Below are 24,826 nucleotides of genomic sequence, written 5' to 3'. Positions count from 1 at the left end.
GGGGGCGGCGCGGCCCGACGATCACCCGGTGTAGGTGATGTCCCAGTGCTCGCCCTTCTTGCCGTGCTTCTCCAGGACGTATTCGGCGGAGCCGGCCGTCCACTTCGGGTCCTTGGCCTCGCCCCGGGTGCCGGCCCGGTGGAAGTGGTCGGTGACGAAGGCGCCGACGCAGGAGTTGGGCCGGACGTCGATCTTGTAGCCGTTGCCGTGGGTCCGGGTGCCCGTCGTCCTGTGCGGGTGGACCTCGGCGGCGCCGGTGATCATCACCTCGCAGTGGCTGCGCTTCTTGAGGTCGATGGCGAGGTCGAGCGTTGCCGCGAGGATGCCGTCGAAGCTGGTGCAGCCGTTTCCGTTCTTGTCCGAGCAGCCCTTGCTGGAGGACCACTCCACATCGGCGGCACGCAGTCGCGCGGTGGCCTCGGCGTGCGTGAGCCGCGCCTGCGAGGCGTGGGCGGTGTCCGCGCCGGTGATCAGGCCGACGAGGGCCGCCAGGGCGAGGGCCGCCTCGGCGGCACGGGTCCCGGCGGTGACACCGAGGGTACGGACGTTGATGCGACGCATTGTCACTCCTTCGTGTTCGCCCCTGTGTTCGGGCATGGCGTGGCAGGCCCGGCATGGAGGGGAGGGGATCGCCGGGAGTGCCTCACCGGCTGCACCACAGCTTTGCGCGACCGGACGCCCGACTTCTACGCTGTGCGGTCCGTCGGCCCATACCGGAATATCCACGCCCTATACATGGGCCGCGACCTGGGATTATGCGCAGGCCGAGGCGAAGGGGTAGCACACGAATGCCGCACAGCCGACCCGGCGAACCCGCCGAGGAACCCGGTCCGTCGAGCACGCCGGCCCGCCCCGAGCTGGCTCGCCTGCTGCGCCAGTGGCGGAGGGACGCCGGCGACTGGTCGCAGTCCACCGCGGCCAGGAAGGCCGGGCTCGCCCAGGGGACGCTGTCCCGCTACGAGACCGGTGCCCAGTTGGCCCCGGACCGGGTGGTCCGGCTCCTGGCCCGGCACTACCGGCGACCGGAGAGCGATCTCGTCCACGCGCTCGCCCTGTGCACCCGCGCCGAGCAGGAGGGGCGCGGCCCGGTCGGCGCCGAACCCGCGACGGCGGTCGCCGGTGGCGAGGCCGATGCGAGCGCGCAGCCGAATGCGGCGCCCGGCCCGGAGACCGGCCGGGCGCCCGCGGGATCCCGACGGCGGCTCCGGGCCCTGGCCGGTGTCCTGGCCGCCGCGTTGATCGGCGGCGGCCTCACCCTCGCCCTCCGGGACGGGCCTCCGACCGCCGGCCGCCCGGGCCCGTCCGCCGCGCTGCCACCCGCCCCGGAGGCCTCCGCGCCGTCCGCCGGGGCGATCGCCTCCTGCGCCGGCGAGAGCTGCGTCCATGTCGAGCCGACGACCACGGTGTGCCAGAACGACGCCGTCACCACCGACCGGGGCCGCGAGTTCGGTGTGCTCGTCGAGCTCCGTTACAGCGCCGGCTGCCGCGCCGTCTGGGCCAGGATGGACGGCGGTTCCCCCGGCGACCGCATCCAGGTCTTCGGCACCGAGGGGGACCCGCCCGAGCAGGAGGAGTACCGGCAGCAGAGCGGGCACACCGCGCACACCAAGATGGTGCGGGCCGGCACGTCCGGCGGCGCCCGGGCCTGCGCGATGATCGACGCCCGCGGCACCTTCTGCGCCACCCCGCTCCCCGAGCCCGACCGCGCCGGGTCCGTCCGAACAGTCGGCTGACGGGACGCCAGGACCGACGGCGGCCCGGGAAAGCCCGAAGGCCCCCACCCGGCGGGGGTGGGGGCCTTCGTCAACTGAGTGCTGTACTCCGCCCGGCAGCAAGGCCGGCTGAGCACCACGGAGGACGTGGTCCGGCGGCGTTGCCGGGCGGAGGGCCTCCGACTCGTAACCCGAAGTGGCGGGTCTGGTCGCTTACTTGCTCGCGGCAAGCTCCTTCTTCGGCTCGGCCGCGGCGGCGGGCTTCGGCGGGGCGGAGGCCTCCTGGAAGGCGTCGAACGGCTTCTCCATCTCGGAGAGACCGACCGTCTCGCGCTTGAGGAACATCGCCAGCGTCCAGTCGGTGAAGACCCGGATCTTGCGGTTCATGGTGGGGACCATCGCGCCGTGGTAGAGGCGGTGGAAGTACCAGGCGAGGCGGCCCTTGAGCTTGACCTTGCCGAACAGGATCGCCACACCCTTGTGCAGGCCGAGGCCGGCCACCGCACCGAGGTTCTTGTGCTTGTACTCGGCCTGCGGGAAGCCGCGCATGCCGGCCACCACGTTGTCGCCGAGGACGGCGGCCTGACGGACGGCGTGCTGCGCGTTCGGCGGGCACCAGGCGCCCTCACCGGCGGCCAGGTCGGGGACCTGGGCGTTGTCGCCGGCCGCCCACACGTAGTCGAAGCCCTGGACCTGCAGGGTCGGCGCGGTGTCGACGTGGCCACGCGGGCCGAGCGGCAGACCGAAGCGGTTGACGACCGGGTTCGGCTTCACGCCGGCGGTCCACACGATGGTGGAGGCGTCGAACTCCATGCCGTTCTTCAGCACCACGTGCTGGTCGACGCAGGAGTCCATCGAGGTCTCGATGTAGACCTCGATGTTGCGCTCCTCCAGGCGGCCCTTGGTCCACAGACCCAGGTCGGGGCCCATCTCGGGGAGGATGCGGTTGGCCGCCTCCACCACGATGAAGCGCATGTCGTCGCGGCTGACGGTCTTGTAGATCTTGGCGGCGTCGCGCGCCATGTCCTCGATCTCGGCGACCGTCTCGATGCCGGCGAAGCCGCCACCGATGACGACGAAGGTCAGCGCCTTGCGGCGGACGTCCTCGTCGGTGGTGGACTCGGCCTTGTCCAGCTGCGCCATGACGTGGTTGCGGAGGCTGATCGCCTCTTCCACCGTCTTCATGCCGATGCCGTGCTCCGCCAGGCCCGGGATCGGGAAGGTGCGGGAGACCGAGCCGGTCGCCACGACCAGGTACTCGAAGGGCAGTTCGTAGGCGTCGCCGGCCGCGGGCTGGATGGTGGCGACCTTGCGGGCGTGGTCCACCTCGGTCACGTGACCGGTGAGCACCTCCGCCTTCTTCAGGGCGCTGCGCAGGGGCGCGACGAGGTTGCGGGGGGCGACGTTGCCGCCGGCCGCCTCCGGGAGGAAGGGCAGGTACGTCATGTACGACCGCGGGTCGACGACCGTGACGGTCGCTTCGCCGTAGCGCATCTTCTTGAGGATGCGCATCGCGGCATACAGGCCGACGTAACCACCGCCGACAATGAGGATGCGAGGACGCTCCGTGGTGCTCATGTCCGAAAGTATCCACCCCCGCCTGACGGACCATTCGTGAGGCCCATCACAAGCTCCTGGACACTGGGTGCTACACTGCGCGCCCGCATTTCCGGCCCGGGGCGGCCCCGCCGCCTCCACCGCCCGCCCACCATGATCGCCGTGGCACTCGGTGCCGCGCTGAGCAGCAACGATCCTTGCGGCGTACGGGTTCCCGAGTGCGCTTTCGATTTCTTCGGCGCGAGCGGCGGGTTGCCTGCGATCCCACGAACCACCCGCCCCGGACGCCTTCGGTCCCACATATCGGACGGACCGGACACCGCGCTGGGCCGAAAGACCCGATCGCCATGTGAAGAAATTCACGAAGCTTCTTGCCGAGACGTGCCAGGAGGCCCTCCCAGGGCCTCCCGGCGCGCCCGGATCAAGCGATCGACCAGGCGATCCCGTCGAGGATGTCGTGCTCGGAGACCAGCAGTTCGGCGGCCCCGGTGCGCTCCATGATCTCCAGCAGGACCAGCGCGCCGGCCGCGATCACATCGACCCGGCCGGGGTGCATCACCGGGACGGCGGCCCGCTCGGCATGCGAGGAGTGCAGCAGCCACTCGGCGGTCTCCCGCACCTGCTGGACGGTCAGCACCGCGTGGTGGATCAGCTCGGAGTCGTAGCCGGGCAGTTCCAGCGCGATCCCGGCGACCGTGGTGACGGTGCCGGCCAAGCCGACCAGGGTGGCGCCGTCCTTCAGCGGGACGCTCGCCTCGACGGTGTCCAGCGCGGCCCGGATGTCGGCCCGGGCGGCGGCGATCTGCGCCTCGGTGGGCTGCCCGCCCGCGAAGTGGCGCTCCGTCATCCGCACGCAGCCGATGTCCATCGAGTGCGCGGCCCGCACGTCCTGCTCGCCGAGCACGAACTCGGTGGAGCCGCCGCCCAGGTCGAACACCAGGTAGGGCGGGCGGTGCGGGCCTCCGAGCAGCTCGCGGGTGGCGCCGGTGAAGGAGAGCCGGGCCTCCTCGTCGCCGCTGACCACGCTCGGGGTGATACCGAGGATCTCCCGGACACCGGCGGTGAACTCGGCGGCGTTCTCGGCGTCCCGGGAGGCCGAGGTGGCGACCATCCGGATCCGCTCCGGGCCGACCCCGTGCGCGGCGATGATCTCCGCGTACTCGCGGCAGGCCGCGAAGGTGCGGTCCAGCGCCTCGGGGTGCAGCCGGCCGGTCCGGTCGACGCCCTGGCCGAGCCGGACGATCAGCATCCGCCGGTCCAGATCGACGATCTCCCCGGTCTCCGGATCCAGGTCGGCGATCAGCAGGCGGATCGAGTTCGTGCCGCAGTCGATCGCGGCGACCCGGACGGTGCTCACGACTCGCCGCCCTCCTCCGCCTTGCGCGCCGCGCGCTCGGCCCGCTCGGCGGTCAGCGCCTCCTTGGCGGCGATCACCGCGGCGTGGTCCTCGGCCTTGGCCTTGTTGCGGGCGACCCGCTCACCGGCGGCCTCGACCTCGGCGGGGCTGACGCACGGGCCCTTGGCCCACCACTCCTCCAGCATGCCGATCGCCTCGTCGCCCAGCGGGTTGACGCCCTCGCCGGCCGCCAGCGAGTGGCCGACCAGCACGTGCAGGCACTTCACCCGGTCGGGCATGCCGCCGGCGCTGGGGAAGCCCTCCAGCACCTCGATGGCGTCCCGGCGGGCGATGTAGTCCTCGTGCGCGGCCTGGTAGGCGGCGGCGAGCTCGGGGTCCTCGGCGAGCCGGGCGGTCTGCTCCTTCATCACGCCGTCCGCCTCCAGGGTGCCGATCAGCGAGGCGGCCTTGGGGCAGGTCAGGTAGTAGAGCGTCGGGAACGGCGTGCCGTCGGGCAGCCGGGGCGCGGTCTCCACCACGTCCGGGTTGCCGCACGGGCAGCGGTGGGCGACGGCGCGCAGCCCGCGCGGCACCCGGCCGAGCTGGGCGGCGATGGCGGCGACGTCGTGGTCGGAGACGGGAGGGTTCTGGTTGCTCATCAGGAGTCTGTTCGTCAGGTGGAGGACGGGGTGTCAGGGTGCTGCGGGTGGTGCGGCGAGTGCGGTGTCGGCGGCGTCCACCGAGTCCCAGAAGGTGGAGTACCACGGGCGGGCGGCCTTGGGCCGGCCGGCGCTGTCCGAGGCGGACTGCTTCTCGCCCGGCGCGGGCGGCGGGGCGACCGAGACGAACGGGGTCTCGCCCGGCAGCGCGTAGTGCAGCCGCTCCCGGGCCTGGGCCTTGACGAACTCCGGGTCCTGCCAGCGGGCCTTGGCCCGGCGCAGCTCGTCGACCTGCTGGCGGGCGTGGTCGGCCTTGGCCCGCTGATCGGCGATCTCGCCGCGCTGCGCGATGTACTGCCGGGTCGGGTACGCGAGTATCGCCACCAGCGAGCACAGGACGAGGACCAGCACGGTGGCCCGGCTGGTGAAGCGCGGGCGCGCCGCCAGTCCGGGAATTCTCCACTTGGCCATCTGGTCGCCCCTCCTGCGCATGCCGGTGCCCCGGCCCCACCCTACGCGGTGGAAGCCGGGGCACCGGTCACAACAGGCTCGGCAAGCAGCCCTTGCTGTGCTCACTTGTCCGCAGAGCGGCTGTGCTTACTTGTCCGCGGAGCGGCTGTGCTCACTTGTCCGCAGAGCGGAAGCGCGGGAAGGCGCCACGGCCCGCGTACTCCGCCGCGTCGTCGAGGATCTCCTCGATGCGCAGCAGCTGGTTGTACTTGGCGACGCGCTCGGAGCGGGCCGGGGCGCCGGTCTTGATCTGGCCGCAGTTGGTGGCGACGGCGAGGTCGGCGATGGTGACGTCCTCGGTCTCGCCGGAGCGGTGCGACATCATGCAGCGGTAGCCGTTGCGCTGGGCCAGTTCGACGGCGTCCAGGGTCTCGGTGAGCGAGCCGATCTGGTTGACCTTCACCAGCAGCGCGTTGGCGGTGCCGGTCTCGATGCCCTTGCGCAGGCGCTCCGGGTTGGTGACGAACAGGTCGTCGCCGACCAGCTGGACCTTGTCGCCCAGCTTGTCGGTGATGGCCTTCCAGCCGTCCCAGTCGGACTCGTCCAGCGGGTCCTCGATGGAGACCAGCGGGTAGGCGGCGACCAGCTCGGCGTAGTACTCGATCAGCTCGGTGGCCGACAGGGCCTTGCCCTCGAACTGGTAGGCGCCGTCCTTGTAGAACTCGGAGGCGGCGACGTCCAGGGCGAGCGCGACGTCCTTGCCCGGGGTGTAGCCGGCCTTCTTGATGGCCTCGGTGATGAGGTCGAGGGCCTCGCGGTTGGAGTCCAGGTTCGGGGCGAAGCCGCCCTCGTCGCCCAGGCCGGTGGACAGCCCGCGCTCCTTCAGCACGCCCTTGAGGGTGTGGTAGACCTCGACGCCCCAGCGGACGGCCTCGGAGAAGGACTCCGCGCCGATCGGGGCGATCATGAACTCCTGGATGTCCACGTTGGAGTCCGCGTGCGAGCCACCGTTGAGGATGTTCATCATCGGGACGGGCAGCACGTGGGCGTTCGGGCCGCCCAGGTAGCGGAACAGCGGCAGGTCACTGGCCTCGGAGGCGGCGTGCGCGACGGCGAGCGAGACGCCGAGGATGGCGTTGGCGCCGAGCGAGGACTTGTCCGGGGTGGCGTCCAGGTCGAGCATGGCCTGGTCGATCAGGCGCTGCTCGGTGGCGTCGTAGCCGACCAGCTCCGGGCCGATCTGCTCGATGACGGCGAGGACGGCCTTCTCGACGCCCTTGCCGAAGTAGCGGTTCTTGTCGCCGTCGCGGAGCTCCAGCGCCTCGAAGGCGCCGGTGGAGGCACCCGACGGGACAGCCGCACGACCGGTGCTGCCGTCGTCGAGACCGACCTCGACCTCGACCGTGGGGTTGCCGCGGGAGTCGAGGATCTCACGGGCTACGACGACATCAATGGACGGCACGAGGCATCTCCTAGCGGAAGCGGATGTGTGGTCGTTACGCCCAGAGCCTAGCCGCAGACATGCCTGCGGCCACGCGCGGCCGGGCGTCGTCTCACCGTGTGGCCCGGCTACTCACTGGTAGTTCACCTGTTTGCCCGTCGGCGGTGCGCCCCGGGCGGCGCGAACTGCTGTGCGCACGCCCGGAGCGGACGGATCGTCAGGCGAACCGGGGGACCGTTCGACCGCCGGGCCGGAGTCGGCCGACCCGCGCCGTCACAGCGCCAGCACCTGCCCGGGCATGATCACATCGGGGTCGGCGCCGATCACCGCGCGGTTCGCCGTGAACAGCTGCTCCCAGCCGCCGGAGACGTTCCGTGCGGCGGCGATCCCGGAGAGCGTGTCGCCCTCCTGCACGGTGTACTTCCCGGCGCCGGTCTGCGCCGGCGCGGCGGCCGGGGCACCCTGCTTCGGAGCCTTGGACTGCTGCTGCGTCTTCGACTGCTTCTGCTTGGGCGCGGACGAGCGCGGCTGCGAACGAGAGGCGGTGTCCTCGGAGCTGTCGCCGCCCCGGGACAGGCCGGCCTTGATCGAGCAGGACGGCCAGGCGCCGGGCCCCTGGGAGGCGAGCACCCGCTCGGCCACCGCGATCTGCTCGGTGCGGGTGGCCTGGTCGGCGCGGGGGGCGTACTCGGCGCCGCCGTAGGCGCGCCAGGTGGAGGAGGAGAACTGCAGGCCGCCGTAGTACCCGTTTCCGGTGTTGATGCTCCAGTCCCCGCCGCTCTCGCACTGGGCCACCTGGTCCCAGGTGTCGGCGGGTGCGGCTGCCGCTCCGGTGGCGGACAGCAGGGGCAGGGCCAGGCCCACGGAGGCGATGCCTGCGGCGGCGACGACCTTCTCGGCCTTGGTGCTACGGCGGTGACGTCCAGTACCGGCGAACAGCATGGGACTTCCTCTCCGCACGCCTACGAGGTGAGCTGTCGGGTTCGGACCGGGAGGCTGGCCCGGCCGCCTGGGACTCCGGACGCGGTTGCGTCCGTTCCCCGGCGGCTTCACCCCAAGCCGTTGGGACTACGGCGTTCACACCTGGTTCCCCCGCTCCTGTCCGATTCCTGGTCGGTGTCCCGAGAGCGCGGCGGACAGGACTCGGCGTGCCGCGTTCGGGGCCCGCAGCTGCGGGCAAATCGGAGAGTAAGCAGAGCTGACGAGCAATCACAAGCTCATATCACCGGTATCACGTCGAAATTACGGACCTTCACTTCTCGTGCACAAACCGTCCATATATGTCCGATTCGCCCGGGGTGGGGGCGCATCACGCGCCCCCGCCGGGTCCACGGAGGGTCACGTGCGGGGGCTGGGCGGCGGCGGTCGAAACCGGGTCAGCGGGGCGTGAAGGAGACCGGGAGTTCACGCAGCCCGCGCATGATCAGCCCACCCCGCCAACGGAGTTCGGCCGGATCGGCGGCCAGCTGGAGATCCGGCAGCCGGGTCAGCAGTGTGCCGATCGCGCGCTGCCCTTCGAGCCGGGCCAGCGGCGCGCCGATGCAGTAGTGGATGCCGTGACCGAAACCGAGGTGCGGATTGTCCGAGCGGGCCAGATCCAGGGTGTTCTCCTCGGAGAACCGGGCCGGGTCGCGGTCCGCCGCCGCCAGCACCACCAGCACCGGGTCGCCCACCGGGATGTCCACCCCGCCGATGCTCAGCGGCCGGGTGGCGAACCGCCAGGTCGCCAGCTCCACCGGCCCGTCGTAGCGCAGGAGTTCCTCGATGCCGGTCTCCAGCAGGCCCGACTCGCCGCGCGCCAGCGACTCCTGGAGCAGGGTGCGCTGAACAGGGTTGCGAAGTAGGGCAAATGCCCCATTACCGATCAGATTGATGGTGGTTTCGAAGCCGGCGAACAGCAGGATGAAGGCCATCGCCGCGGCCTCGTTCTCGGTCAGGTGCTCGCCGTGGTCGCCGGCCCGGATCAGGCCGGAGATCAGGTCGTCGCCGAGGTCGGCGCGCTTGCGGTGGATCAGGTCGGCGAGGTACCCGCGGATCTGCTTGACCGCGCGGCCCACTCCCCCGCGCTTTCCCCCCGTGTGCCGGATCATCATGCCCGCCCAGTCGCGCAGGTCGTCCTGGTCCTCGGGCGGGACGCCCAGCAGGTCGCAGATCGCGTAGATCGGCAGCGGGAAGGCGAATTCGTGGATCAGGTCGGCCTCGCCGCGCTCCGCGAAGGAGTCGATCAGGCGGTCGGTGAGCTGCTGCACCCGCGGTTCGAACGCGGCGACCCGGCGCGGCGTGAACGCCTTCGACACCAGGCGGCGCAGCCGGGTGTGGTCCGGCGGGTCGATGTTCAGCAGGTGGGTCATCAGGTCGGCCTGCCGCTCGCCCGGGATGCCCACCCGGCCGGTGCGGTGCGCCTGTTCGCTGTGGTGCGCCGGGTTCTTGGAGAGCCGGGAGTCGGCCAGCGCCTGCCTGGCGTCCGCGTACCGGGTGACCAGCCAGGCCTCCACCCCGCTCGGCAGTGTGGTGCGGTGCACCGGGGCGTGCTCCCGCAGCCAGGCGTACGCCGGATACGGGTCGGCCGCGAACTCCCAGGTGAAGAGTTGCGGGTGGGCGGCGTGGGGCTGATCTGGCATGTCTTGACCGTATCTGGAACCGCCGTCGCGTGAGTCTGGTCACCTGGCGGGTAATTGCTGTTGCGGAGAGTCGGGGCGAGCCTACGATCCTCCGCAAGAACCCCAGTGGGCGGCGTGCGGACCGCCCGCGGTTCGCTCTGAAAGGGGAGCAGGCCATGCGAGTAGCCGGTGCAGTGGTGGTCATCGCGGTGCTCGACGGAGGCGAGGGGGCCGACCTGGCCCGCCGGTTCTCCGCCGCCGGCGCCGCCGGCCTGCTCATCGCCGATCTTCGCCCCAACGTCGCCGAGGACCTGGCCGCCGAACTCGACCGTCCCGGCTGCCCGGTGGTCGGTGTGTCCGGTGACGTCCACCACCCGGCGGACATCGCCGCGCTGGTCGAAACCGCCGCCAAGCACCTCGGACCGATCGACCTGTTCGCGGTCGCCGGCCCGGACGGCGAGCGGATCGTCCAGCTCGCCGAGCTGCCGGGCCACCTCGACCCGCTGGCCGAGCTGCTGGCCCTGGTCGGCGAGGCGATCGGCGAGGTCGTGCCGGCCCAGCGCCGCCGCCCGGTCACGGACGTCCCGCTGGCGAGCTAGGGTCTGACGGCCGGTCAGTCGCCCTCGGACAGTCCTTCGGCGGCGCGTACCGCCCGGCGGTAGCGCCGGGCCGCCGCCCGCAGTGCGGCGTCCACGTCCACGCCCTGGTCGTAGGCGCGCTGCGCGACCGCCAGCAGCAGCTCCCCCGCCGACTCGGCGGTGAGTTCGGCGGGCAGTTCGTACGGCGCGTCCGGCACTGCGGTGAACTGCGCCCGGCGCACCCGGGAGACCAGCTTCGCCGCGTACGCCAGCGCGGGCAGGCCCGCGGGGACGCCGTCCAGCACCGATTCGCGCTGCTTCTCCGCGGCCTTCAGCTGCTCCCAGTTGGCCTCCGTCTCGGCGGAGTCCCGGACGCTGACGTCGCCGAACACGTGCGGGTGGCGGTACATCAGCTTCTCGACGATGTCGCCCGCCACGTCGTCGATGGAGAACGGGTCCTCGGCGTCCTCCTCGGCGATCCGGGAGTGGAAGAACACCTGCAGCAGCACGTCCCCGAGTTCCTCGCGGAGGGTCGGCCGGTCGTCCTCCTCGATCGCCTCGACCAGCTCGTACGCCTCCTCGACCAGGTACTTCACCAGGCTCCGGTGGGTCTGCTCGGCGTCCCACGGGCAGCCGCCGGGCGAGCGCAGCCGGTCCATCACCGAGACCAGGTCCAGCAGCCGGGCGCCCGGCAGGTCGTACGAGCCCGGCAGCACCTCGATCTCCGGGTGCTCGCCGGCCTCCTCCACCGCGATCCGGGCCAGCGCGTCAGTCAGCCCCGGATCGCCGTCCGGGCTCTCCAGCCACACTGCGGGGGCCAGGGCGAGCAGCTGCCGGGCCAGCGCCGGGGCGGAGCCCCGTTCGATCAGCCGGGGCTCGACGCCGGCGGCGCGCAGCGCGGGCAGCTGCGGGTGGTCGGCGACGCCGGCCAGCACCACGGGCGCCGAACGGAGGGCCTCCCAGGCCGGCCAGCCGAGCAGGCCCGGGGCGACACGGTGGGTGGTGGTGAGCAGGATCAGCTTCGGAGTGTCCACGGCACCGAACCTACAACGACGGCGCGCGGGGCGGACCAGCCCTTTTCCCGCGACGGGAACGCTCACGCCGCGGGTTGCAGCATCAGCTGGCGGGTGACGGACAGCAGGTCGGCGGGCGTCAGCTCGGCCAGCAGCGAGCCGGCGTGCTCGATCAGCGCGGCAGCCGCGTCGGTGAGCGCGGCGTCGTCCAGCGGGCGGCCCGGCAGCGGGAGGCTGTCGGCCAGTAGGGTCTGCGCGACGGTGTACAGGTTGGCGCTGGCCGCCTCGCGGATCGTCAGCGACAGGTGCGTGGAGGGCGCGCCGTCCTCGGCGCGGGCGCGGTGCGCGAACCCGCGCGGCACGTACAGCACTTCACCCGGCTGCAGGACGGTCTCCAGCAGCACCTCGCCCGGGTCGCCGTCCTCCCGGTCGGGCACCCAGTTGCCGTCGGCGGGACCGCCGTGCACCCACCAGCGCTTGGCCCCCGAGATCTGCACCACCAGCACGTCCGCGTCGTCGCGGTGCACCGGGCGGCCCTGGGAGCCGGGCGGCGTGAGGAACCAGAACGCCTCGACCTGCCGGCCGATCTCGGCGGCCAGGCCGCGGGCCAGCTCGCGCACCCCGTCGTGCCACTGGTCCACGTAGCGCAGCAGCAGCGTCGCCTGCTCGTCCCGGATCAGCGCCCGCACGGCCGCGCCGTCGGCGTACCCCCCGACCACCTCGCCGAGCACCACCCGCGGCGGGCAGAACCGCTCGACGGGCAGATGGGCGTCGCGCTGCACCAGGCCCAGGTACGGCACCTTCAGCAGGCCGTGGTCGAGCAACCGGTCGAGTTCGGCGGCGGGCAGCACGTCCACCGGCGGGCGCTCGGGGCGCAGCACGGCCGGGGTGGTGCGCCACAGCTCGGTGCGGAACTGCTCCTCGTCCGCGACGAAGCGGCTCAGCCAGGTCTCGGTCATGGTCAGGTCTCCTCTGGTGCGGTCTGCTCGGGCGGTCTGCTGGACGGTCTGCTTGGGCGGTGGTTCGGGGCGGTGGGTTCAGGCGGTGGGGCGGCTGCTGTACGCGGCGCGGCGGGCGGCGGACACCAGCTCGGCGGGGTTGGCGGTGGCGAGCCGGGTACGCAGGTGGTCGAGCAACTGCGAGCCGGCCTCCAGCAGGTCGTCCTCGTCGCGGGGGCGGGCAGGCAGTTCGAGGCCCTCGGTGAGCAGGGCGCGCAGCTGGGTGCGCAGGTGCACGCTGCAGGCCTCGCGCAGAGCGATGGTGAGGTGCAGGGACGGCCCGTCCTCGGTGGCGCGGGCGGTGTGGGCGTAGCCGTTGGGCACGTACAGCACCTCGCCCGGGTGGATCACGGTGTCCAGCAGGCACGGGCCCGGGTTGTCCTCGCGGACCGGCTGCCAGTTCGGGTCGGTCGGCCCGCCGTACACCTGCCAGTGCTTGTTGCCGCTGAGCTGGATGACCAGGATGTCGCCCTCGTCGCGGTGCACCGGCCCGTGCCGACCGGGCTGCGAGTAGAACATGAACGCCTCGGTGAGCCGGCCCAGGCTCTCGGACAGGCCGGTGGTCAGCGCCCGCACCCCCGGGTGCCAGTGGTTGAGGTAGCGCAGCTGGAGCGTGGCATTGCGGTCCCGGATCAGCGCCCGCACCCGCTCCGGGTCGAGACACCCCTCCAACGTCTTGCCGGCGATCACCCGCGGCGGGCAGTACTCCTCCTGCGGCACGGTGCCCTCGACGGTGAACAGCCCCGCGTACGGGTCGCGCAGCGTGCCCTCGTCGATCAGGTCGAACAGGCTCTCCACGGTGAGCACTTCGGTGGGCGGGTCGGCGGGACGGAGCACCACCGGCCCCTGGCGCCAGTGCCTGCGCAGAAAGGTCTCGGTGTCGTCGACGCAGCGGTCCAGCCAGTCCATGGCGGTGTTCCTCTCCGATTTCCGGGCGGATCAAGGGGATTGAGAATTGGGGCGGGGTGGACGCGGGGCGCCGGCGGCGGCGATGCCGCCGGCGACCCCGGGCGTGGATCGGTGGATCAGATGACGTCCGGGTAGCACTCGCCGCAGCCGTCGGTGGTCGCGTGGCCAGCGCTCACGGACGGGGCCGTGGCGGCCTGGGCGGAGACGGCCGGCGCGAACACCGCGCCACCCACAGCGGCGGCGACGGCCACCGACAGCGCGGCCTGACGGGCCAGCGCGGCGAACTTCGACGCGGACTCGGTGTTCTGAACACCCATGACAGGACTCCTTCTTGGTTGGTGAGAGAGGACGAGCGGGAGGTGGATCAGATGACGTCCGGGTAGCACTCGCCACAGCCGTCGGTCGTCGCGTGACCCGCGCTCACCGACGGCGCGGTCGCGGCCTGGGCCGAGACGGCCGGCGCGAACACCGCGCCACCCACAGCGGCGGCCACGGCCACCGACAACGCCGCCTGACGGGCCAGCGCGGCGAACTTCGACGCGGACTCGGTGCTCTGAACACCCATGACAGGACTCCTTCTTGGTTGGTGAGAGAGGACGAGCGGGAGGTGGATCAGATGACGTCGGGGTAGCACTCGCCACAGCCGTCGGTCGTCGCGTGACCCGCGCTCACCGACGGCGCGGTCGCGGCCTGAGCGGAGACGGCCGGCGCGAACACGGCGCCACCCACAGCGGCGGCGACGGCCACCGACAGCGCGGCCTGACGGGCCAGCGCAGCGAACTTCGACACGGACTCGGTGTTCTGAACACCCATGACAGGACTCCTTCGAGAGGGGGATGAATCGGGAGGTTTCGGGCAGCGCGGGGCATGGTCGTCCCGGGGTGCGGCCCGAGAGTGGGATCAGGTGGTCGGGATCCGTAGGGCCAGGGGTTCGGCGCCGGGGCGGCACTGGAGGTCGCAGCCGCAGCCGGGGGGCAGCAGCAGCCAGTGGCCGGGGAGGAGCCGGACGCCCTGGTGGGTTCCGGTGCCGGCGGGGTGGACCCGGCTTCCGCCGTGGTGCTGGAAGAGCAGCAGGCTGCTGTCCTCCGGGGCGGCGAGCCGCCGGACGGGCCAGCTCGGGGCGGGTTCGACGGGGCGGCCGAGGTGGTGACGCAGGGTGTCGGCCCAGCGGGCCGCGCCGCGGGTCGGGGAAGCGTCCGGCGGGGTGCCGCCGGGAGCTTCGCTCTCGGTCCACAGGAGTGCCGGGCCGGTGCCGAGGCGGCGGTTCAGGAAGGCGACGACCTCGCGTTCCGGGTCGGTCGGACGGTCTTCGTCCTGTCCCCACTGCATGTCGTCACCTCCGTTTCCGCTGTCCGGCGGGGCCCGGTGTGCCCCGCTGACATCAATGGTGCGGCGTGGCGGCATTGACGGACAGTCACGGCTTGGCGGTCCCGGGCGGCCGGTAACGGGGCCACGTGACACCCGGGGGCAGTTGTCGGGTCAGTCGTCGAGCAGCCCGGCCCGGGCGGCGGCGACGCCGGCCTGGAAGCGGCTTTCGGCGCCCAACTCGTCCATGATGTCGGCGATGTGGCGGCGCGCGGTGCGCAGTGACATGCCGAGGCGGCGGGCGATGGCCTCGTCCTTGAGGCCGGCGGCGAGCATCCGGACGATGGTGCGGTCGAGTTCCTGGGAGACCTGTTCGAGGCCGTCCTCGGCGGCGGCGGCGAACGGGCGGGCGAGCGACCAGGCCTGTTCGAAGATGCCGCAGAGGTAGGCGAGAAGGGCTTCCTGGCGGACCACCAGTGCGCCCCAGGTGCCGTCGCTGAGGGGCAGGAAGGCGAGTTCGCGGTCGAAGACGATGAGCCGCCCGAACAGCTCGTGCGCGGTGCGGTATTCGGCGCCGAGGGCGGTGGCGGCCTCCACGTAGGCCTGGCTGGGGCCGTTGAAGCGGGCGGTGTGGTGGTAGAGGGTGCGCATCCGGACGCCGCGGCCGAGCAGGGCGCGGTCGCGGCGCAGGGCCTCCTCCATCGCGGCGGGGACGCGGGAGCCGCCGCCGGGCTGGCTGGTGAGCACCTCGCTGCGGCAGTCGGCGGAGGCCCGGTCGAGGGCGGCGCGGACGTCCTGGAGGTCGGCGATCACCTCGATCTCGCCGGCGCCGCCGGTCTCCCTGACCTGCCGGTGGTAGGCCAGGAAGCCGGCCACCTGGGCCTGGCGATGGGCGAGTTCGGCGCGGCTGCGCTGGATCTCTGCCTCGACGGGGGCGGCGAGTGCGGCGATCGCGGTCTGCGGGGGCAGGGCCCGGCAGCGCCCGGGGTCGGCCGGGTCGGGCTGGAGCAGTTGCCAGGCCGTCAGGCGGTCCAGGGCGGTGGCGGCGGCGGCCGGGTCGAGCCCTTGGCGGGCGAGGTGCCCGGCCAGCGCGTCGGGGTCGAGGCGGCCGTGTTCCAGTACCCAGGAGTAGGCCGCCGCGTCGGCCGGATCGGGCGCGAACTCGGCTCCGGTGAACGGAGCTTGGGCCGATAGGTCCATTTTCGTCCCCCGGTCATCTTGCTGCCAGAGCAGTTGGTGAGGTGGCCGCGCGATGGTTCGGGCACCCGGCGCTCGCCATGCTAGTTCCCAGGCGCCGGACCCCGGTTCGGGGCCCGGACACCAAGATCCCCCGTCTCTTCCCGTCCTCAGGAGGACTCTGCCATGAAGCGGTTCGCTCGCACCGTCGCGTTCGCCGGTCTGCTGCTCGCGCTGGCCGGCGCGGCCCCGGCCGTGGTCGCGGCGACGCAGTCCGGGCCGACGGCGGCGGTGCGGGCCGGCGGCGCCGAACTGGACGGCGACACCTCCTGGGGCGGAAGCTGCGAACTGCCGCTGTGCCAGCCCGAGTTGTACTGAGCGGGAGCGGAGGCGACCCGGATCAGAGCGGGCGGACGTTCATCGGCAGCCAGTCGTCGGTGGTGTCGGTGAGTCCGATCCGGGCGGTGTCCCACGTCCCGTAGCGCGGGTTGACCTGGATGTGCAGCGCGGTGCCCGCGTCCACCAGGGCCTTGCGGATCGCGGCGTCGCCGGCGGCGCTGGTCGGGTCCTGTCCGCCGGCCAGCTTGGTGAGGCCCACTTGCTGGCGGTAGAAGTCGTCGATCCCCTCGGCCGGGACACCCCGCTTGACCCGCAGCAGCTCGGCCAGCTTGGCGTCACCGCCCGCGGAGCGGCTGTCCGCGGACCGGGCGGCGCCGATCTCGGCGGCGTCGACCTTCAGCCGGCGGTCCGCCAGGGCCCGGCCGATGACCTTGTCGAAAATCAGGTCGTTGACGGCGTGCCGGGCCAGCCCGGACTGTTCGTTCGCCGCCGGGGCGCCTGCCTGCACGGTGCCGCCCGCGCGAACCGCCGACATCCGCGCCTGCACCTGCGCGATGGTGATCCGCTCGTCGCCGACCACGGCGGCGGCCCCTTGGTGCGCCGGTGCCCCGCCGCAGGCGGAGAGCGCGGCGGCGGCGACCGTCACGCCCAGGGCGGCGCGAAGTCGGCGGACGGAGCTGGTGCGGGTCACTGGGGCCTCCTGGTCGATGGAGCGCGTTCCGGTGGTGCTTCGCGTACGTGGCTGGGACGAACAATAGGGAGCCCCGACCCCGGGTGCCAGACCCCGCGCGCACGGTCCCCCGTCCGAGATCGTCCGCTTCCCCCGCGCGTGGACGAACGTTCGCCCAGGATCTGCCGCGATTCGTCCTACTCGCCTGGAGGGAAAGGGACATGACGACACGACGGAACCTGCTGCGGGCGGCCGCCGCGAGGGCGGGAATCGGCGCGGCGACCGTGGCGGGCACCGGGACCTGCCGAACGGCAACTACCGGATCGCGAAGCCGCTGTTGGTGCCGACCGGCGTACGGATCCAGGGCAGCGGCTCCTCCTGGTACTCGGGCGGCGGCAACGGCACCACCGGCCCCGGGTTCGGCGCAGGGCGCAGGCCGCAGGGCGCAGGTCGCAGTTCGGCAACGAGGAACGGGATTGACGGCGGGCGGGGTGTCGGGGGCCTGGCAGGCTTGGGATTCTTGACTAGCTGTCATGTCAGGCCGAGTCATGGGGGAAGCATGATGTGGGGACCGGGCACGGTACTGGGCGGGCGCTACACGCTGGGCGAGCGGCTGGGCAGTGGCGGCATGGGCGAGGTCTGGCGGGCCGAGGACGGGGTGCTGGGCCGGGCGGTCGCGATCAAGGTGATGCATCCGGGGCTGGGTGACGAGCAGGACTTCATCGAGCGGTTCCGGCGCGAGGCCCGGATCCTGGCGACGGTGCGGCATCCGGGCGTCGTCCAGGTGATCGACTACTGCGAGCCGGCCGAGACCGCGGACGTCCGGGCGACGTACATCGTGATGGAGCTGATCGAGGGCCGCCCGCTGCACCTGGTGCTGGCGCAGGACGGCCCGATGGTGCCGGCCCGGGCGCTGGGGCTGGTCGCGGAGGCACTGGACGCCTTGCACGCCGCACACGCGCGGGACATCGTGCACCGGGACCTGAAGCCGTCGAACCTGATGGTGCGGGACGACGGCGGCGTGGTGGTCACGGACTTCGGGATCGCCCGGGCGTTGGCGGGCACCAGGCTGACGACCACCCACTCGGTACTGGGCACGGCGCTGTACGCGGCGCCGGAGCAGGCCGGCGGCCAAGCCGTCACGCCCCGCTCCGACCTGTACTCGATCGGTGTGGTCTGCTTCGAACTGCTCACGGGACAACCGCCGTTCACGGGTGAAACGGTGCTGGAGGTGGTGGTCAAGCACCTCCAGCAGCCGCCGCCGGGACTGGCCGAGGCGTTCCCGGCGCCGGTGCGGGAGTTCGTCGCGCGGGCGCTCGCCAAGGACCCGGCGGACCGCTTCCCGGACGCGGCGGCGATGGCCGCGGCAGCGCGCGCGGCGGCCGAACTCCCCGCCTCGGCAAGGGCGGTGGCGGCGGACACGCTGCTGGCCACGGTGCCGGACACTCCGCCGCCGAGCACCGTCCCGGCCACCCCTCCGGCGGACACCGGCGGGCGGACCGAGGAGACCCCGCGCCCGGAAAGCCGGCGGCGCCGACTGCTGCTGCCGATCGTCGTACCGGTGGTGATCTCGCTGGGCACGGGCGGCGTGTTCCTGGTCCAGGCCGCGCCGTGGAAGTCCGACACCTCGCAGACGGGTTCCGGCCCGATCTCGGGACCCGGCGACGGATCGCCCCTCCCGGTGGCGTCGGCGTCGAGCAGCTCGCCCGGGTCCGCCTCACCGTCCGCTTCCGACTCCGCCTCGGCCCCGGCCTCCGACTCGCCCTCCCCCGGCCCGCAGCAGCCCTCGCCCGAGCAGCCGGGCACCACCGGCACGCACCCGTCCCAGGGTGGCGGTGGCGGAGGCGGCACCAGTGGCGGCAGCGGCGGTGGCAGTGGCGGCAGCAACGGCGGTGGCAGCAACGGTGGTGGCAATCAGCAGCCCGGCGGCACCACCACCCCGCCGAACACGCCACCCGCCGGCGGCGGCACCGGCGGCACGACCTCCGGGCCCCCGGCAGGCTGCGGGGGCGCCGGCTGGGGATACCTGACCTCGGTGGGCAGCGGGCAGCGCCTCGGCCTGGCGACGAACACTCTGGCGGGCGGCACGGCGGCGGTGATGGACCGCAACACCTCGTTCGGCTGGTACCGCTCCGGCCCGGACCCGGGCGGCTGGTACGCGCTGTACCCCTGCAACATGAGCAAACCGATCCTGGTCCAGAACGACACCGGGACACCGGTCACCCTGCGCTCGGGATTCAACGTCCTGACCAGTTGGTCGGTGGTCCAGGCGCCCACGCAGGGCGCGTACTACCTCAAGGACTACATGGCCAGCCTCTGCCTGACCGACAACGGCTCCGGCAACGCGGCCACCATGGAGAAGTGCACCCCGGGCAACACCGCCCAGCAGTGGCGCATCCCCCCGGCGGGCTGACAGCCCCCGCCACGGCGACGGCGGATCGTCGTGGATCGACTGTCAGACCTGTCCGGCAGGCTCCGGGCATGGAGATGACCGTGCAGCTGACCATCGACTGCTCCGATCCGCAGAGGATGGTGGCCTTCTGGGCCCCGGCCTTGGGCTATGTGCCCGAGCCCGCGCCCGACGGGTACGCCACCTGGCGCGCCTATTGGGAGGCGATAGGGGTGCCTGCGGAGGAGTTGCCGGCCGGGGCCGGCGACATTCCGGAGTCGGTCGTCGATCCGACGGGTCGTGGACCGCGCGTGTGGTTCCAGCAGGTTCCGGAGCCGAAGACCGCCAAGAACCGGTGGCACTTCGACCTCACGGTCGGCGGCGGTCGTGACGTCCCGCTGGACGTCCGCGCGCAGCGGGTCAGGGCCGCGGTGGAGCAACTGGTCGAGGCCGGCGCCACCGTGCTGAAGATCAAGGACGAGCCGAGCATGGGGCTGTACGCCGCGGCCATGCAGGACCCCGAGGGCAACGAGTTCGACGTCGTCTGACGGCTGTGAGATCCCCCGACCCGGGACCGCCGCTCGGTCAGGTCGCGTACGGGTTGGTGGTGGTGCGGTGGCTGCCGAGCTGCTCCAGGTGGCTGCGCAGGCGGCGGACGTCCGGATGGTGGGGGCCGTGGCGGCGCTCGGTCTCCAGCAGGAGTTCCAGCAGGCTCTGCCAGGCGGCCTCGACGTGGCCGGTGGCGGCGAGCAGGAGACCGATGCGTTCGCGCAGGTCGGTGGCGTGGGCGGAGCCGGGCGGGAGGGCCGCGAGGACGGCCTGGTATTCGGCGAGGGCCTCGCGGGTGAGGCCCAGTTGTTCCAGGCAGCGGGCCGCGTGGCGGCGGTGGTCGAGGGCGGCCGGGTCGTGCGGGCCGCGTTCGGCGGCCGTGGTGGCGGCCAGTAGGCGCAGTTCGGGCAGCGCTTCGCCCCACTGCCGTTCGGCGAGCAGGGTGCGGGCCCGGATCGCGCGCACCGTGTGCACCAGCGGCGCGGCCTCGCCCTGCTCGGCGACGGCCCGGGGCAGCAGGCGGGCGGACAGGTCGAGCACCTCGGCGTGCCGGCCGGCCGCGACCAGGTCGGAGAGCCGGGCGCAGGCCCCGGCCAGGGTCTCCTGCTCGGGCCTGACGGGGGCGGGGGCATGGACGGGCGGCGCGAACACGGGCGGCGGTGCCGGTGTGTCGGCGGCGCCGGTCGGCTCCGGGTGGTGCGGGTAGCGGTACGGGTCCGCCGGGTCGGGGACGGCGGGCAGCCGGGTGCGCGGACGGCCGGCCGGGGCGGGCAGAAGCGGCAGCAACAGGGCGTGCACCTCGGCCGCGTCGGCGGGCCGCCGGTCGGGTTGCTTGGCGAGCAGCCGCAGCACCAACTCCTCCAGCATGGGCGGCACTTCGGCCCGCAGCGCGCGCAGCGGCTGGGGCGGGTCGTCGACCTGGCGGCGCAGCACGCCGAGCGCGGTGGGCGCGGGGAACGGCGGGCCGCCGGCCAGCATCTCGTGCAGCATGCAGCCGAGCGCGTACAGGTCGCTGCGCCGGTCGGTGTCGGTCGCCATGGCCTGCTCGGGGGCCATGTACGCGGGGCTGCCGATCGGGCTGCCGGTGAGGGTGAGGCGGGTGGCGGTGGGGTCGATGGCGGCGGCGATGCCGAGGTCGAGCAGGATCACCCGCCCGTCCGGACGGACCATCACATTGCTCGGCTTCAGGTCGCGGTGGACCACCCCCGCCCCGTGCACGGCGGCCAGCGCGGCGCACAACTGCCCGGCGACCGCGACGGCCCGATCGACGCCGAGCGGGCCCTCCTCGGCGATCAGGTCGGCCAGGCTCAGGCCGGGAACCCGCTGCATCACCAGGTAGAGCTCGTCCCCGTCGGCTCCCGCGTCGTACACGGTGACCAGACCGGGGTGGTCGAGGGAGGCGCCTATTCGGCACTCGCGCAGGAACCGCTGCCGCAGCAGGTCGCCCTGACTGTCACCGCGACCGGCCGGGTACGGCACCGCGTCGGTGCGCAGCAGCTTCACCGCGACCGGCCGCCCCAGCTGCTGGTCCCGGGCGGCCCAGACCTGTCCCATCCCGCCGTGCCCGATCTTCTCGTCGAGCGCGTACCGTCCGCCGACGGTGCGGCTCACGGCTTCCCGTCCCCGGCCTGACGGCGCAGCAGCTCACCGAGCTCGCGCAGCTCGGCGGCGCCGGTCACACCACCCGGTGCGGCGGCGGGCGGCGGGGTGGTGACGGCGGGCGGTGCGACCGGGGGCGGGTACGGGGCGCCGGTGGGGTACGTGGTGGCCGAGGCCGGGTACCCGGGGTACGCCGGGTACGGGTACGGCGGCGGGGCGGCAACGGCGTCCGGCCAGAACCGGCGCTGGTTCATCAGCAGGAAGTGCACCGGCGTGCCGATCCACAGCGGGAGCAGCACCAGCACACCCACCAGGGTGTTGATCTTCCCGCCCGACGGGGTCAGCCCGGCGGCCACGTAGAGCCCCAGCTGCATCAGCCCGATGACGATCGCGCCGACGATGTCGGCCCGGCGCCGCCGCCCGACCGCCAGCACCAGCGAGGGCACCATGCCGAGGATCCCGAGGGTCAGCACCGGCACCGCGGCGCACAGCAGCGTCACCCAGATCCGGTACGGGCCGGACACGGCGCGGGCGGGCATGGAAGCTCCTCGGCGACGGGAATGTGCTGCGCACACGCTACCCCCACCCCCCGCGCCTTGGTCCGACGGTGCGTCAAGCCGGTCCGGAACTCCCGGCGGCGAGGGCGTCGGTGAGGGCCCGGGTCAGGGTGCGGGCCTCGGTGGTGGCGCGGGTCAGGGCTGCCTCGTACTCGGCGAGCCGGCGGAACGCGGCACCCAGGGCCCGCTGTTGCTCGACGGGGACGCGCGGCACCTCGACCCGGCGGATGTCCAGGCGGCTGGTGGTGGACGCGTAGCTGCTGGCCCGCCGGCCGGCGCCGGTGGCGCGCAGTTGGCCGGCCAGGAAGTCGGGGTCGAGCAGGGCCGGGTCGGGTCGCAGCAGGTGCAGCCGGGCCCCGAGGGCGGCGTCCGCGTACGGACTGCCGGGGTGCACCGCCTGTGCGCCCTCGCCGCCCAACGCGGGTACCAGGACGTCTCCGTGGCGGATCGTCAGCGCGTCGGGGGCGTCGGTGGCGGCGCTCGGCGGGGCGGCGGACTGGAGGTCCTGGTCGGTGAGCAGCGGGGTGCGGCCGCCGGGGCGGGCGGGGGCGCCCTGCCCGGAGGAGTGCACCTCCAGTGCGCCGGAGCGGGCGAGTTCGCCGATGCTGACCTGCGGGGGTGCGGCCGCGCCGGTGGCGGCGAGGGTGGGCAGGGCGGCGTCCAGGTCGGCCAGCCGGGCGAGTTCGGCGGCCAGGTGCTCGCGCAGGGCGGTGAGTGCGTCGGGGGCGGCCTCGGCGGGCAGTGCGGGCAGGTGGCGGGCCGGGGTGAGGTCGGTCTCCTCGTCCAGCAGGTCGAGCGCGGGCACCGCCCGGGAGCGGCCGGGCCGGTCGGCGGGCAGCGGGCCACCGGTGCGGGCGGCCGTGTCGAACGCCTGCCAGGCCGTCAGGACGTCCTGCTGGAGCGCGGCACGGTCGATCCGTTCGCGGCCGCCGTCGGTGGCGGCGTCCAGCAGCAGCAGGTGCCGGAAGTCGTCGCCGGGCTCCGGGCCGCGCAGTACCCACACATGCAGCGGCACCCCGTACGGCGGGGCGACGCCGGCGGGCAGTGCGATCACGGCGCGCAGCGTGCCCGAGCGGACCAGTTCGGCCCGTACCCGGCGGCCGGCCCGGCGGGACGCGACGGTCGGCGGCAGCAGCAGGACGGCCGTCCCGCCGGGGCGGGTGTGCGCCAGGCAGTGCAGCACCCACGCCAGTTCGGACTCGCCGCGCGGCGGCACCACCCCGCCGGGCCAGCGGCTGTCGTACTGCAACTGGTCGTGGCCCCAGTCGCGTTCGTTGTACGGCGGCCGGCACAGCACCGCGTCGGCGGCCAGGCCCGGGAAGGCGTCGGCGCGCAGCGCGTCCCCGGCCCGGACGTCCACCGGCAGCGGGCCGGGCCGGTCGGCGGGGGCGGCCAGCGCGAGGCGCAGCAGCGCGACGCCGGCCAGGCCCGGGTCGGCGTCCTGCCCGCGGCGGGCGGCGGGCGCGGCGGCCAGCAGCACCCCGCCGGTGCCGCACGCCGGGTCCAACACGGTCCGGTCGCCGCCCGGCGTTCCGGCGAGCGCGGCCAGCAGGGCGGCGGTCTGGGCCGGAATCGGCGGCTGGAGGCGGGGGTTGGCCTCGGTGTACCTGGTCAGCAGTTGCTCGTACGCGGCGGCCGGGGCGCTCTCCGCGGTCAGTCGGGCCAGCAGTCGGGCCAGGTCCAGGTGGGTGGCGCCGGCGATCAGCGGCAGGTCGAGCGTCGTCGTCGCGTCCGGCCCGAGCAGGGCGCCGACGGTGCGGCGCAGTGCCTTGGGCAGCGCGGTGGCCAGCCGGGTGTCCGGCTGCTCGGCGAGTTCGGCCCACGCGGACGGAGCGCGATGCAGCAGGAGCAGCAGCGAACCGGCCGTCACCAGCGGGGCGACGGCCGGGCCGGACGGGTCACGGAGCAACTCCAGCTGCTGCCAGACCCGTTCCAGCAGCGGCAGTTCGGCGAGCTTCCCCTGCGCGCGCAGCCACTGTTCGACCTGGTCCAGCCGGAACGTCGGACTGGTCTCGGTGCCGCCGGCGGGCCGCGGAAAGTCGGTGTGGCGACGGCGCCAGTTGGACACGGCGGCCCTGCCGACCCCGGCGAGCCGGGCGATCTCGGCGGCCGTGACCTCGGGACTTTCCGACATGCGCGGGCTCCTCAGCAGCGGGGTGTGGCCACACAGCATAGCCAGGCGGTCCTCCCCGCGTGTTCACACGTGAACAGAGAGGTTTCGTGGACTGGCATTGACACTGTTCACACCCGAGGCTTTACTGGAGTCATCGCCGGAACCCCGGCCCACCGCAGAATCCCTGGGGGAGAGCCCGTCATGTCTGTCCGCATCAGCACCCGCCGCACCGCCGCCGTCCTCCTCGGCGCCTGCCTGCTCGCCGCCGCGACGGCCTGCGGCCCCGACAAGAGCTCCGTCTCCACCAGCCCCAAGGCCGCCGACTCCGCCCCCGCCGCAAGCGCCTCCGGCGGCAGCGGCGACCAGGGCAAGGCGGCCGGCTCCTCCACCGCCAAGCTCGGCGACACCATCGGGCTGAAGGGCACGGAGAAGTCCAACACCGCGGACGTCACGCTGGTGAAGGTCGTCGACAACGCGGAGGGCGCGGACGAGTTCACCAAGCCCGCCGACGGCAAGCGCTTCGTCTCGGTCCAGTTCCGGATCAAGGCCACCGGCAGCGCGGCCTACGCCGACGCCCCGGCCAACAGCGCGAAGGTCCTCGACGACAAGGGCCAGGGCTACAGCTCCTCCCTCGACGAGACGAAGGCCGGCCCCGAGTTCCCCGTCCCCGCGAACATCGCCCCCGGCGAGAGCGCCCTCGGCTTCATCACCTTCGAGGTCCCGTCGGACGCCAAGCTCGACAAGATCCAGTTCGCCATGGACAGCGGCTTCGCCCAGCAGACGGGCCAGTGGAAGCTGTAAAGGTACGCAGGCGTCGCGAAACGCGGGTGGGTGCGAGCACAGGGGCGCGGGGAGAGCTGCGCGAACGCAGGTGGG

At 73.3% G+C, this 24,826-nt stretch carries 25 protein-coding genes, 1 pseudogene and 1 riboswitch; of the genes and pseudogenes, 6 read left to right on the top strand and 20 right to left on the bottom strand.

The genetic code is table 11. From position 1 onward, the window contains the following. Nucleotides 1-21: 21 nt before the first annotated feature. Nucleotides 22-561, bottom strand: a complete 540-nt coding sequence (locus tag ACFV18_RS06150; protein WP_380479787.1) for a hypothetical protein — start codon at nucleotides 559-561, stop codon at nucleotides 22-24. A 227-nt stretch (nucleotides 562-788) separates the two neighbouring features. Between ACFV18_RS06150 and ACFV18_RS06145 the strand changes: the two genes are divergently transcribed. After that, nucleotides 789-1,733 carry a DUF2690 domain-containing protein gene (locus ACFV18_RS06145; protein ID WP_380479785.1) on the top strand — a complete coding sequence of 315 codons (945 nt, stop codon included), beginning with the start codon at nucleotides 789-791 and terminating at the stop codon, nucleotides 1,731-1,733. Nucleotides 1,734-1,925: 192 nt separating this feature from the next. Here the strand turns inward: ACFV18_RS06145 and ACFV18_RS06140 are convergent, their stop codons facing one another. From ACFV18_RS06140 to ACFV18_RS06110, 7 genes and pseudogenes are all read right to left on the bottom strand, one after another. Then, on the bottom strand, nucleotides 1,926-3,290 hold the full coding sequence (locus ACFV18_RS06140) for an NAD(P)/FAD-dependent oxidoreductase (RefSeq protein ID WP_380479783.1): 1,365 nt from the start codon (nucleotides 3,288-3,290) through the stop codon (nucleotides 1,926-1,928). Between the two features lie 400 nt (nucleotides 3,291-3,690). Next, nucleotides 3,691-4,626, bottom strand: a complete 936-nt coding sequence (locus ACFV18_RS06135; RefSeq protein WP_380479781.1) for an exopolyphosphatase — start codon at nucleotides 4,624-4,626, stop codon at nucleotides 3,691-3,693. A gap of 131 nt (nucleotides 4,627-4,757) precedes the next feature. Then, a pseudogene (locus tag ACFV18_RS06130) lies at nucleotides 4,758-5,301 on the bottom strand (DUF501 domain-containing protein); the annotation flags it as partial. Further along, a complete protein-coding gene (locus tag ACFV18_RS06125) occupies nucleotides 5,298-5,735 on the bottom strand; it encodes a septum formation initiator family protein (protein WP_380479779.1) in 438 nt (145 codons plus the stop codon). The gene ACFV18_RS06125 and the pseudogene ACFV18_RS06130, both read right to left, overlap by 4 nt. A gap of 151 nt (nucleotides 5,736-5,886) precedes the next feature. Continuing rightward, on the bottom strand, nucleotides 5,887-7,176 hold the full coding sequence (gene eno, locus ACFV18_RS06120) for a phosphopyruvate hydratase (protein WP_380479778.1): 1,290 nt from the start codon (nucleotides 7,174-7,176) through the stop codon (nucleotides 5,887-5,889). Between the two features lie 252 nt (nucleotides 7,177-7,428). Next, entirely contained in the window at nucleotides 7,429-8,097 is a 669-nt protein-coding gene (locus tag ACFV18_RS06115) for a transglycosylase family protein (protein ID WP_380479776.1), read from the bottom strand. 3 nt (nucleotides 8,098-8,100) lie between these two features. Next, a riboswitch (cyclic di-AMP (ydaO/yuaA leader) is annotated at nucleotides 8,101-8,314 on the bottom strand. Between the two features lie 217 nt (nucleotides 8,315-8,531). Further along, the gene (locus ACFV18_RS06110; protein ID WP_380479774.1) at nucleotides 8,532-9,776 is read right to left on the bottom strand and encodes a cytochrome P450; all 1,245 of its coding nucleotides are present in this window, start codon (nucleotides 9,774-9,776) and stop codon (nucleotides 8,532-8,534) included. A gap of 155 nt (nucleotides 9,777-9,931) precedes the next feature. Between ACFV18_RS06110 and ACFV18_RS06105 the strand changes: the two genes are divergently transcribed. Beyond that, nucleotides 9,932-10,354, top strand: coding sequence for an SDR family NAD(P)-dependent oxidoreductase (locus ACFV18_RS06105; protein ID WP_380479772.1), 423 nt, complete (start codon nucleotides 9,932-9,934; stop codon nucleotides 10,352-10,354). A gap of 14 nt (nucleotides 10,355-10,368) precedes the next feature. Here ACFV18_RS06105 and ACFV18_RS06100 read toward each other — a convergent pair whose 3' ends face one another. From ACFV18_RS06100 to ACFV18_RS06065, 8 genes are all read right to left on the bottom strand, one after another. Continuing rightward, a complete protein-coding gene (locus ACFV18_RS06100; protein ID WP_380479770.1) occupies nucleotides 10,369-11,367 on the bottom strand; it encodes a MazG family protein in 999 nt (332 codons plus the stop codon). Nucleotides 11,368-11,429: 62 nt separating this feature from the next. Continuing rightward, the gene (locus ACFV18_RS06095) at nucleotides 11,430-12,305 is read right to left on the bottom strand and encodes a JmjC domain-containing protein (protein ID WP_380479768.1); all 876 of its coding nucleotides are present in this window, start codon (nucleotides 12,303-12,305) and stop codon (nucleotides 11,430-11,432) included. A 78-nt stretch (nucleotides 12,306-12,383) separates the two neighbouring features. Next, nucleotides 12,384-13,253 carry a JmjC domain-containing protein gene (locus tag ACFV18_RS06090; RefSeq protein ID WP_380479766.1) on the bottom strand — a complete coding sequence of 290 codons (870 nt, stop codon included), beginning with the start codon at nucleotides 13,251-13,253 and terminating at the stop codon, nucleotides 12,384-12,386. Between the two features lie 116 nt (nucleotides 13,254-13,369). Continuing rightward, complete coding sequence (locus ACFV18_RS06085) at nucleotides 13,370-13,570, bottom strand: hypothetical protein (protein WP_380479764.1); 201 nt, start codon at nucleotides 13,568-13,570, stop codon at nucleotides 13,370-13,372. A 47-nt stretch (nucleotides 13,571-13,617) separates the two neighbouring features. Beyond that, complete coding sequence (locus ACFV18_RS06080; protein ID WP_380479762.1) at nucleotides 13,618-13,818, bottom strand: hypothetical protein; 201 nt, start codon at nucleotides 13,816-13,818, stop codon at nucleotides 13,618-13,620. Between the two features lie 47 nt (nucleotides 13,819-13,865). Next, nucleotides 13,866-14,066: a hypothetical protein gene (locus ACFV18_RS06075; protein ID WP_380479760.1), complete on the bottom strand. Its 201-nt coding sequence runs from the start codon at nucleotides 14,064-14,066 to the stop codon at nucleotides 13,866-13,868. 87 nt (nucleotides 14,067-14,153) lie between these two features. Next, complete coding sequence (locus tag ACFV18_RS06070) at nucleotides 14,154-14,582, bottom strand: hypothetical protein (protein ID WP_380479758.1); 429 nt, start codon at nucleotides 14,580-14,582, stop codon at nucleotides 14,154-14,156. A gap of 150 nt (nucleotides 14,583-14,732) precedes the next feature. Further along, nucleotides 14,733-15,758: a LuxR C-terminal-related transcriptional regulator gene (locus ACFV18_RS06065; RefSeq protein ID WP_380479756.1), complete on the bottom strand. Its 1,026-nt coding sequence runs from the start codon at nucleotides 15,756-15,758 to the stop codon at nucleotides 14,733-14,735. A gap of 162 nt (nucleotides 15,759-15,920) precedes the next feature. Between ACFV18_RS06065 and ACFV18_RS06060 the strand changes: the two genes are divergently transcribed. Further along, a complete protein-coding gene (locus ACFV18_RS06060; protein ID WP_380479754.1) occupies nucleotides 15,921-16,112 on the top strand; it encodes a hypothetical protein in 192 nt (63 codons plus the stop codon). A gap of 22 nt (nucleotides 16,113-16,134) precedes the next feature. On the opposite strand, the gene ACFV18_RS06055 is transcribed toward ACFV18_RS06060, so the two are convergent. Beyond that, the gene (locus ACFV18_RS06055) at nucleotides 16,135-16,764 is read right to left on the bottom strand and encodes a hypothetical protein (protein ID WP_380479752.1); all 630 of its coding nucleotides are present in this window, start codon (nucleotides 16,762-16,764) and stop codon (nucleotides 16,135-16,137) included. A gap of 538 nt (nucleotides 16,765-17,302) precedes the next feature. Between ACFV18_RS06055 and ACFV18_RS06050 the strand changes: the two genes are divergently transcribed. Together ACFV18_RS06050 and ACFV18_RS06045 are read left to right on the top strand one after the other, a co-directional pair. Continuing rightward, nucleotides 17,303-19,156: a serine/threonine protein kinase gene (locus ACFV18_RS06050; RefSeq protein WP_380479750.1), complete on the top strand. Its 1,854-nt coding sequence runs from the start codon at nucleotides 17,303-17,305 to the stop codon at nucleotides 19,154-19,156. Between the two features lie 68 nt (nucleotides 19,157-19,224). Then, complete coding sequence (locus tag ACFV18_RS06045) at nucleotides 19,225-19,680, top strand: VOC family protein (RefSeq protein ID WP_380479748.1); 456 nt, start codon at nucleotides 19,225-19,227, stop codon at nucleotides 19,678-19,680. 37 nt (nucleotides 19,681-19,717) lie between these two features. Here ACFV18_RS06045 and ACFV18_RS06040 read toward each other — a convergent pair whose 3' ends face one another. The 3 genes from ACFV18_RS06040 to ACFV18_RS06030 all read right to left on the bottom strand — a co-directional run bounded on the left by ACFV18_RS06040 (nucleotide 19,718) and on the right by ACFV18_RS06030 (nucleotide 23,971). Then, nucleotides 19,718-21,292, bottom strand: coding sequence for a protein kinase (locus ACFV18_RS06040; RefSeq protein ID WP_380479746.1), 1,575 nt, complete (start codon nucleotides 21,290-21,292; stop codon nucleotides 19,718-19,720). After that, the gene (locus tag ACFV18_RS06035) at nucleotides 21,289-21,819 is read right to left on the bottom strand and encodes a hypothetical protein (protein ID WP_380479744.1); all 531 of its coding nucleotides are present in this window, start codon (nucleotides 21,817-21,819) and stop codon (nucleotides 21,289-21,291) included. Before ACFV18_RS06035 ends, ACFV18_RS06040 begins: the two co-directional genes overlap by 4 nt. Nucleotides 21,820-21,892: 73 nt before the next feature. Beyond that, a complete protein-coding gene (locus ACFV18_RS06030) occupies nucleotides 21,893-23,971 on the bottom strand; it encodes an N-6 DNA methylase (RefSeq protein ID WP_380479742.1) in 2,079 nt (692 codons plus the stop codon). Nucleotides 23,972-24,151: 180 nt separating this feature from the next. Between ACFV18_RS06030 and ACFV18_RS06025 the strand changes: the two genes are divergently transcribed. Further along, a complete protein-coding gene (locus ACFV18_RS06025) occupies nucleotides 24,152-24,751 on the top strand; it encodes a DUF4352 domain-containing protein (protein ID WP_380479740.1) in 600 nt (199 codons plus the stop codon). The last annotated feature ends 75 nt before the right edge of the window (nucleotides 24,752-24,826 follow it).

This window comes from Kitasatospora sp. NPDC059673 (assembly GCF_042734215.1).
Lineage (GTDB): Bacteria > Actinomycetota > Actinomycetes > Streptomycetales > Streptomycetaceae > Kitasatospora.
The sequence above is the reverse complement of the archived record's forward strand: the minus strand, read 5'-3'. Positions and strand labels throughout refer to the sequence as shown.

Coding starts and splice junctions, on each gene's coding strand:
- ACFV18_RS06150 (WP_380479787.1), bottom strand. CDS start 561: ATGCGTCGCATCAACGTCCGTACCCTCGGTGTCACCGCCGGGACCCGT.
- ACFV18_RS06145 (WP_380479785.1), top strand. CDS start 789: ATGCCGCACAGCCGACCCGGCGAACCCGCCGAGGAACCCGGTCCGTCG.
- ACFV18_RS06140 (WP_380479783.1), bottom strand. CDS start 3,290: ATGAGCACCACGGAGCGTCCTCGCATCCTCATTGTCGGCGGTGGTTAC.
- ACFV18_RS06125 (WP_380479779.1), bottom strand. CDS start 5,735: ATGGCCAAGTGGAGAATTCCCGGACTGGCGGCGCGCCCGCGCTTCACC.
- ACFV18_RS06115 (WP_380479776.1), bottom strand. CDS start 8,097: ATGCTGTTCGCCGGTACTGGACGTCACCGCCGTAGCACCAAGGCCGAG.
- ACFV18_RS06110 (WP_380479774.1), bottom strand. CDS start 9,776: ATGCCAGATCAGCCCCACGCCGCCCACCCGCAACTCTTCACCTGGGAG.
- ACFV18_RS06105 (WP_380479772.1), top strand. CDS start 9,932: ATGCGAGTAGCCGGTGCAGTGGTGGTCATCGCGGTGCTCGACGGAGGC.
- ACFV18_RS06095 (WP_380479768.1), bottom strand. CDS start 12,305: ATGACCGAGACCTGGCTGAGCCGCTTCGTCGCGGACGAGGAGCAGTTC.
- ACFV18_RS06090 (WP_380479766.1), bottom strand. CDS start 13,253: ATGGACTGGCTGGACCGCTGCGTCGACGACACCGAGACCTTTCTGCGC.
- ACFV18_RS06085 (WP_380479764.1), bottom strand. CDS start 13,570: ATGGGTGTTCAGAACACCGAGTCCGCGTCGAAGTTCGCCGCGCTGGCC.
- ACFV18_RS06080 (WP_380479762.1), bottom strand. CDS start 13,818: ATGGGTGTTCAGAGCACCGAGTCCGCGTCGAAGTTCGCCGCGCTGGCC.
- ACFV18_RS06075 (WP_380479760.1), bottom strand. CDS start 14,066: ATGGGTGTTCAGAACACCGAGTCCGTGTCGAAGTTCGCTGCGCTGGCC.
- ACFV18_RS06070 (WP_380479758.1), bottom strand. CDS start 14,582: ATGCAGTGGGGACAGGACGAAGACCGTCCGACCGACCCGGAACGCGAG.
- ACFV18_RS06065 (WP_380479756.1), bottom strand. CDS start 15,758: ATGGACCTATCGGCCCAAGCTCCGTTCACCGGAGCCGAGTTCGCGCCC.
- ACFV18_RS06060 (WP_380479754.1), top strand. CDS start 15,921: ATGAAGCGGTTCGCTCGCACCGTCGCGTTCGCCGGTCTGCTGCTCGCG.
- ACFV18_RS06050 (WP_380479750.1), top strand. CDS start 17,303: ATGATGTGGGGACCGGGCACGGTACTGGGCGGGCGCTACACGCTGGGC.
- ACFV18_RS06045 (WP_380479748.1), top strand. CDS start 19,225: ATGGAGATGACCGTGCAGCTGACCATCGACTGCTCCGATCCGCAGAGG.
- ACFV18_RS06035 (WP_380479744.1), bottom strand. CDS start 21,819: ATGCCCGCCCGCGCCGTGTCCGGCCCGTACCGGATCTGGGTGACGCTG.
- ACFV18_RS06030 (WP_380479742.1), bottom strand. CDS start 23,971: ATGTCGGAAAGTCCCGAGGTCACGGCCGCCGAGATCGCCCGGCTCGCC.
- ACFV18_RS06025 (WP_380479740.1), top strand. CDS start 24,152: ATGTCTGTCCGCATCAGCACCCGCCGCACCGCCGCCGTCCTCCTCGGC.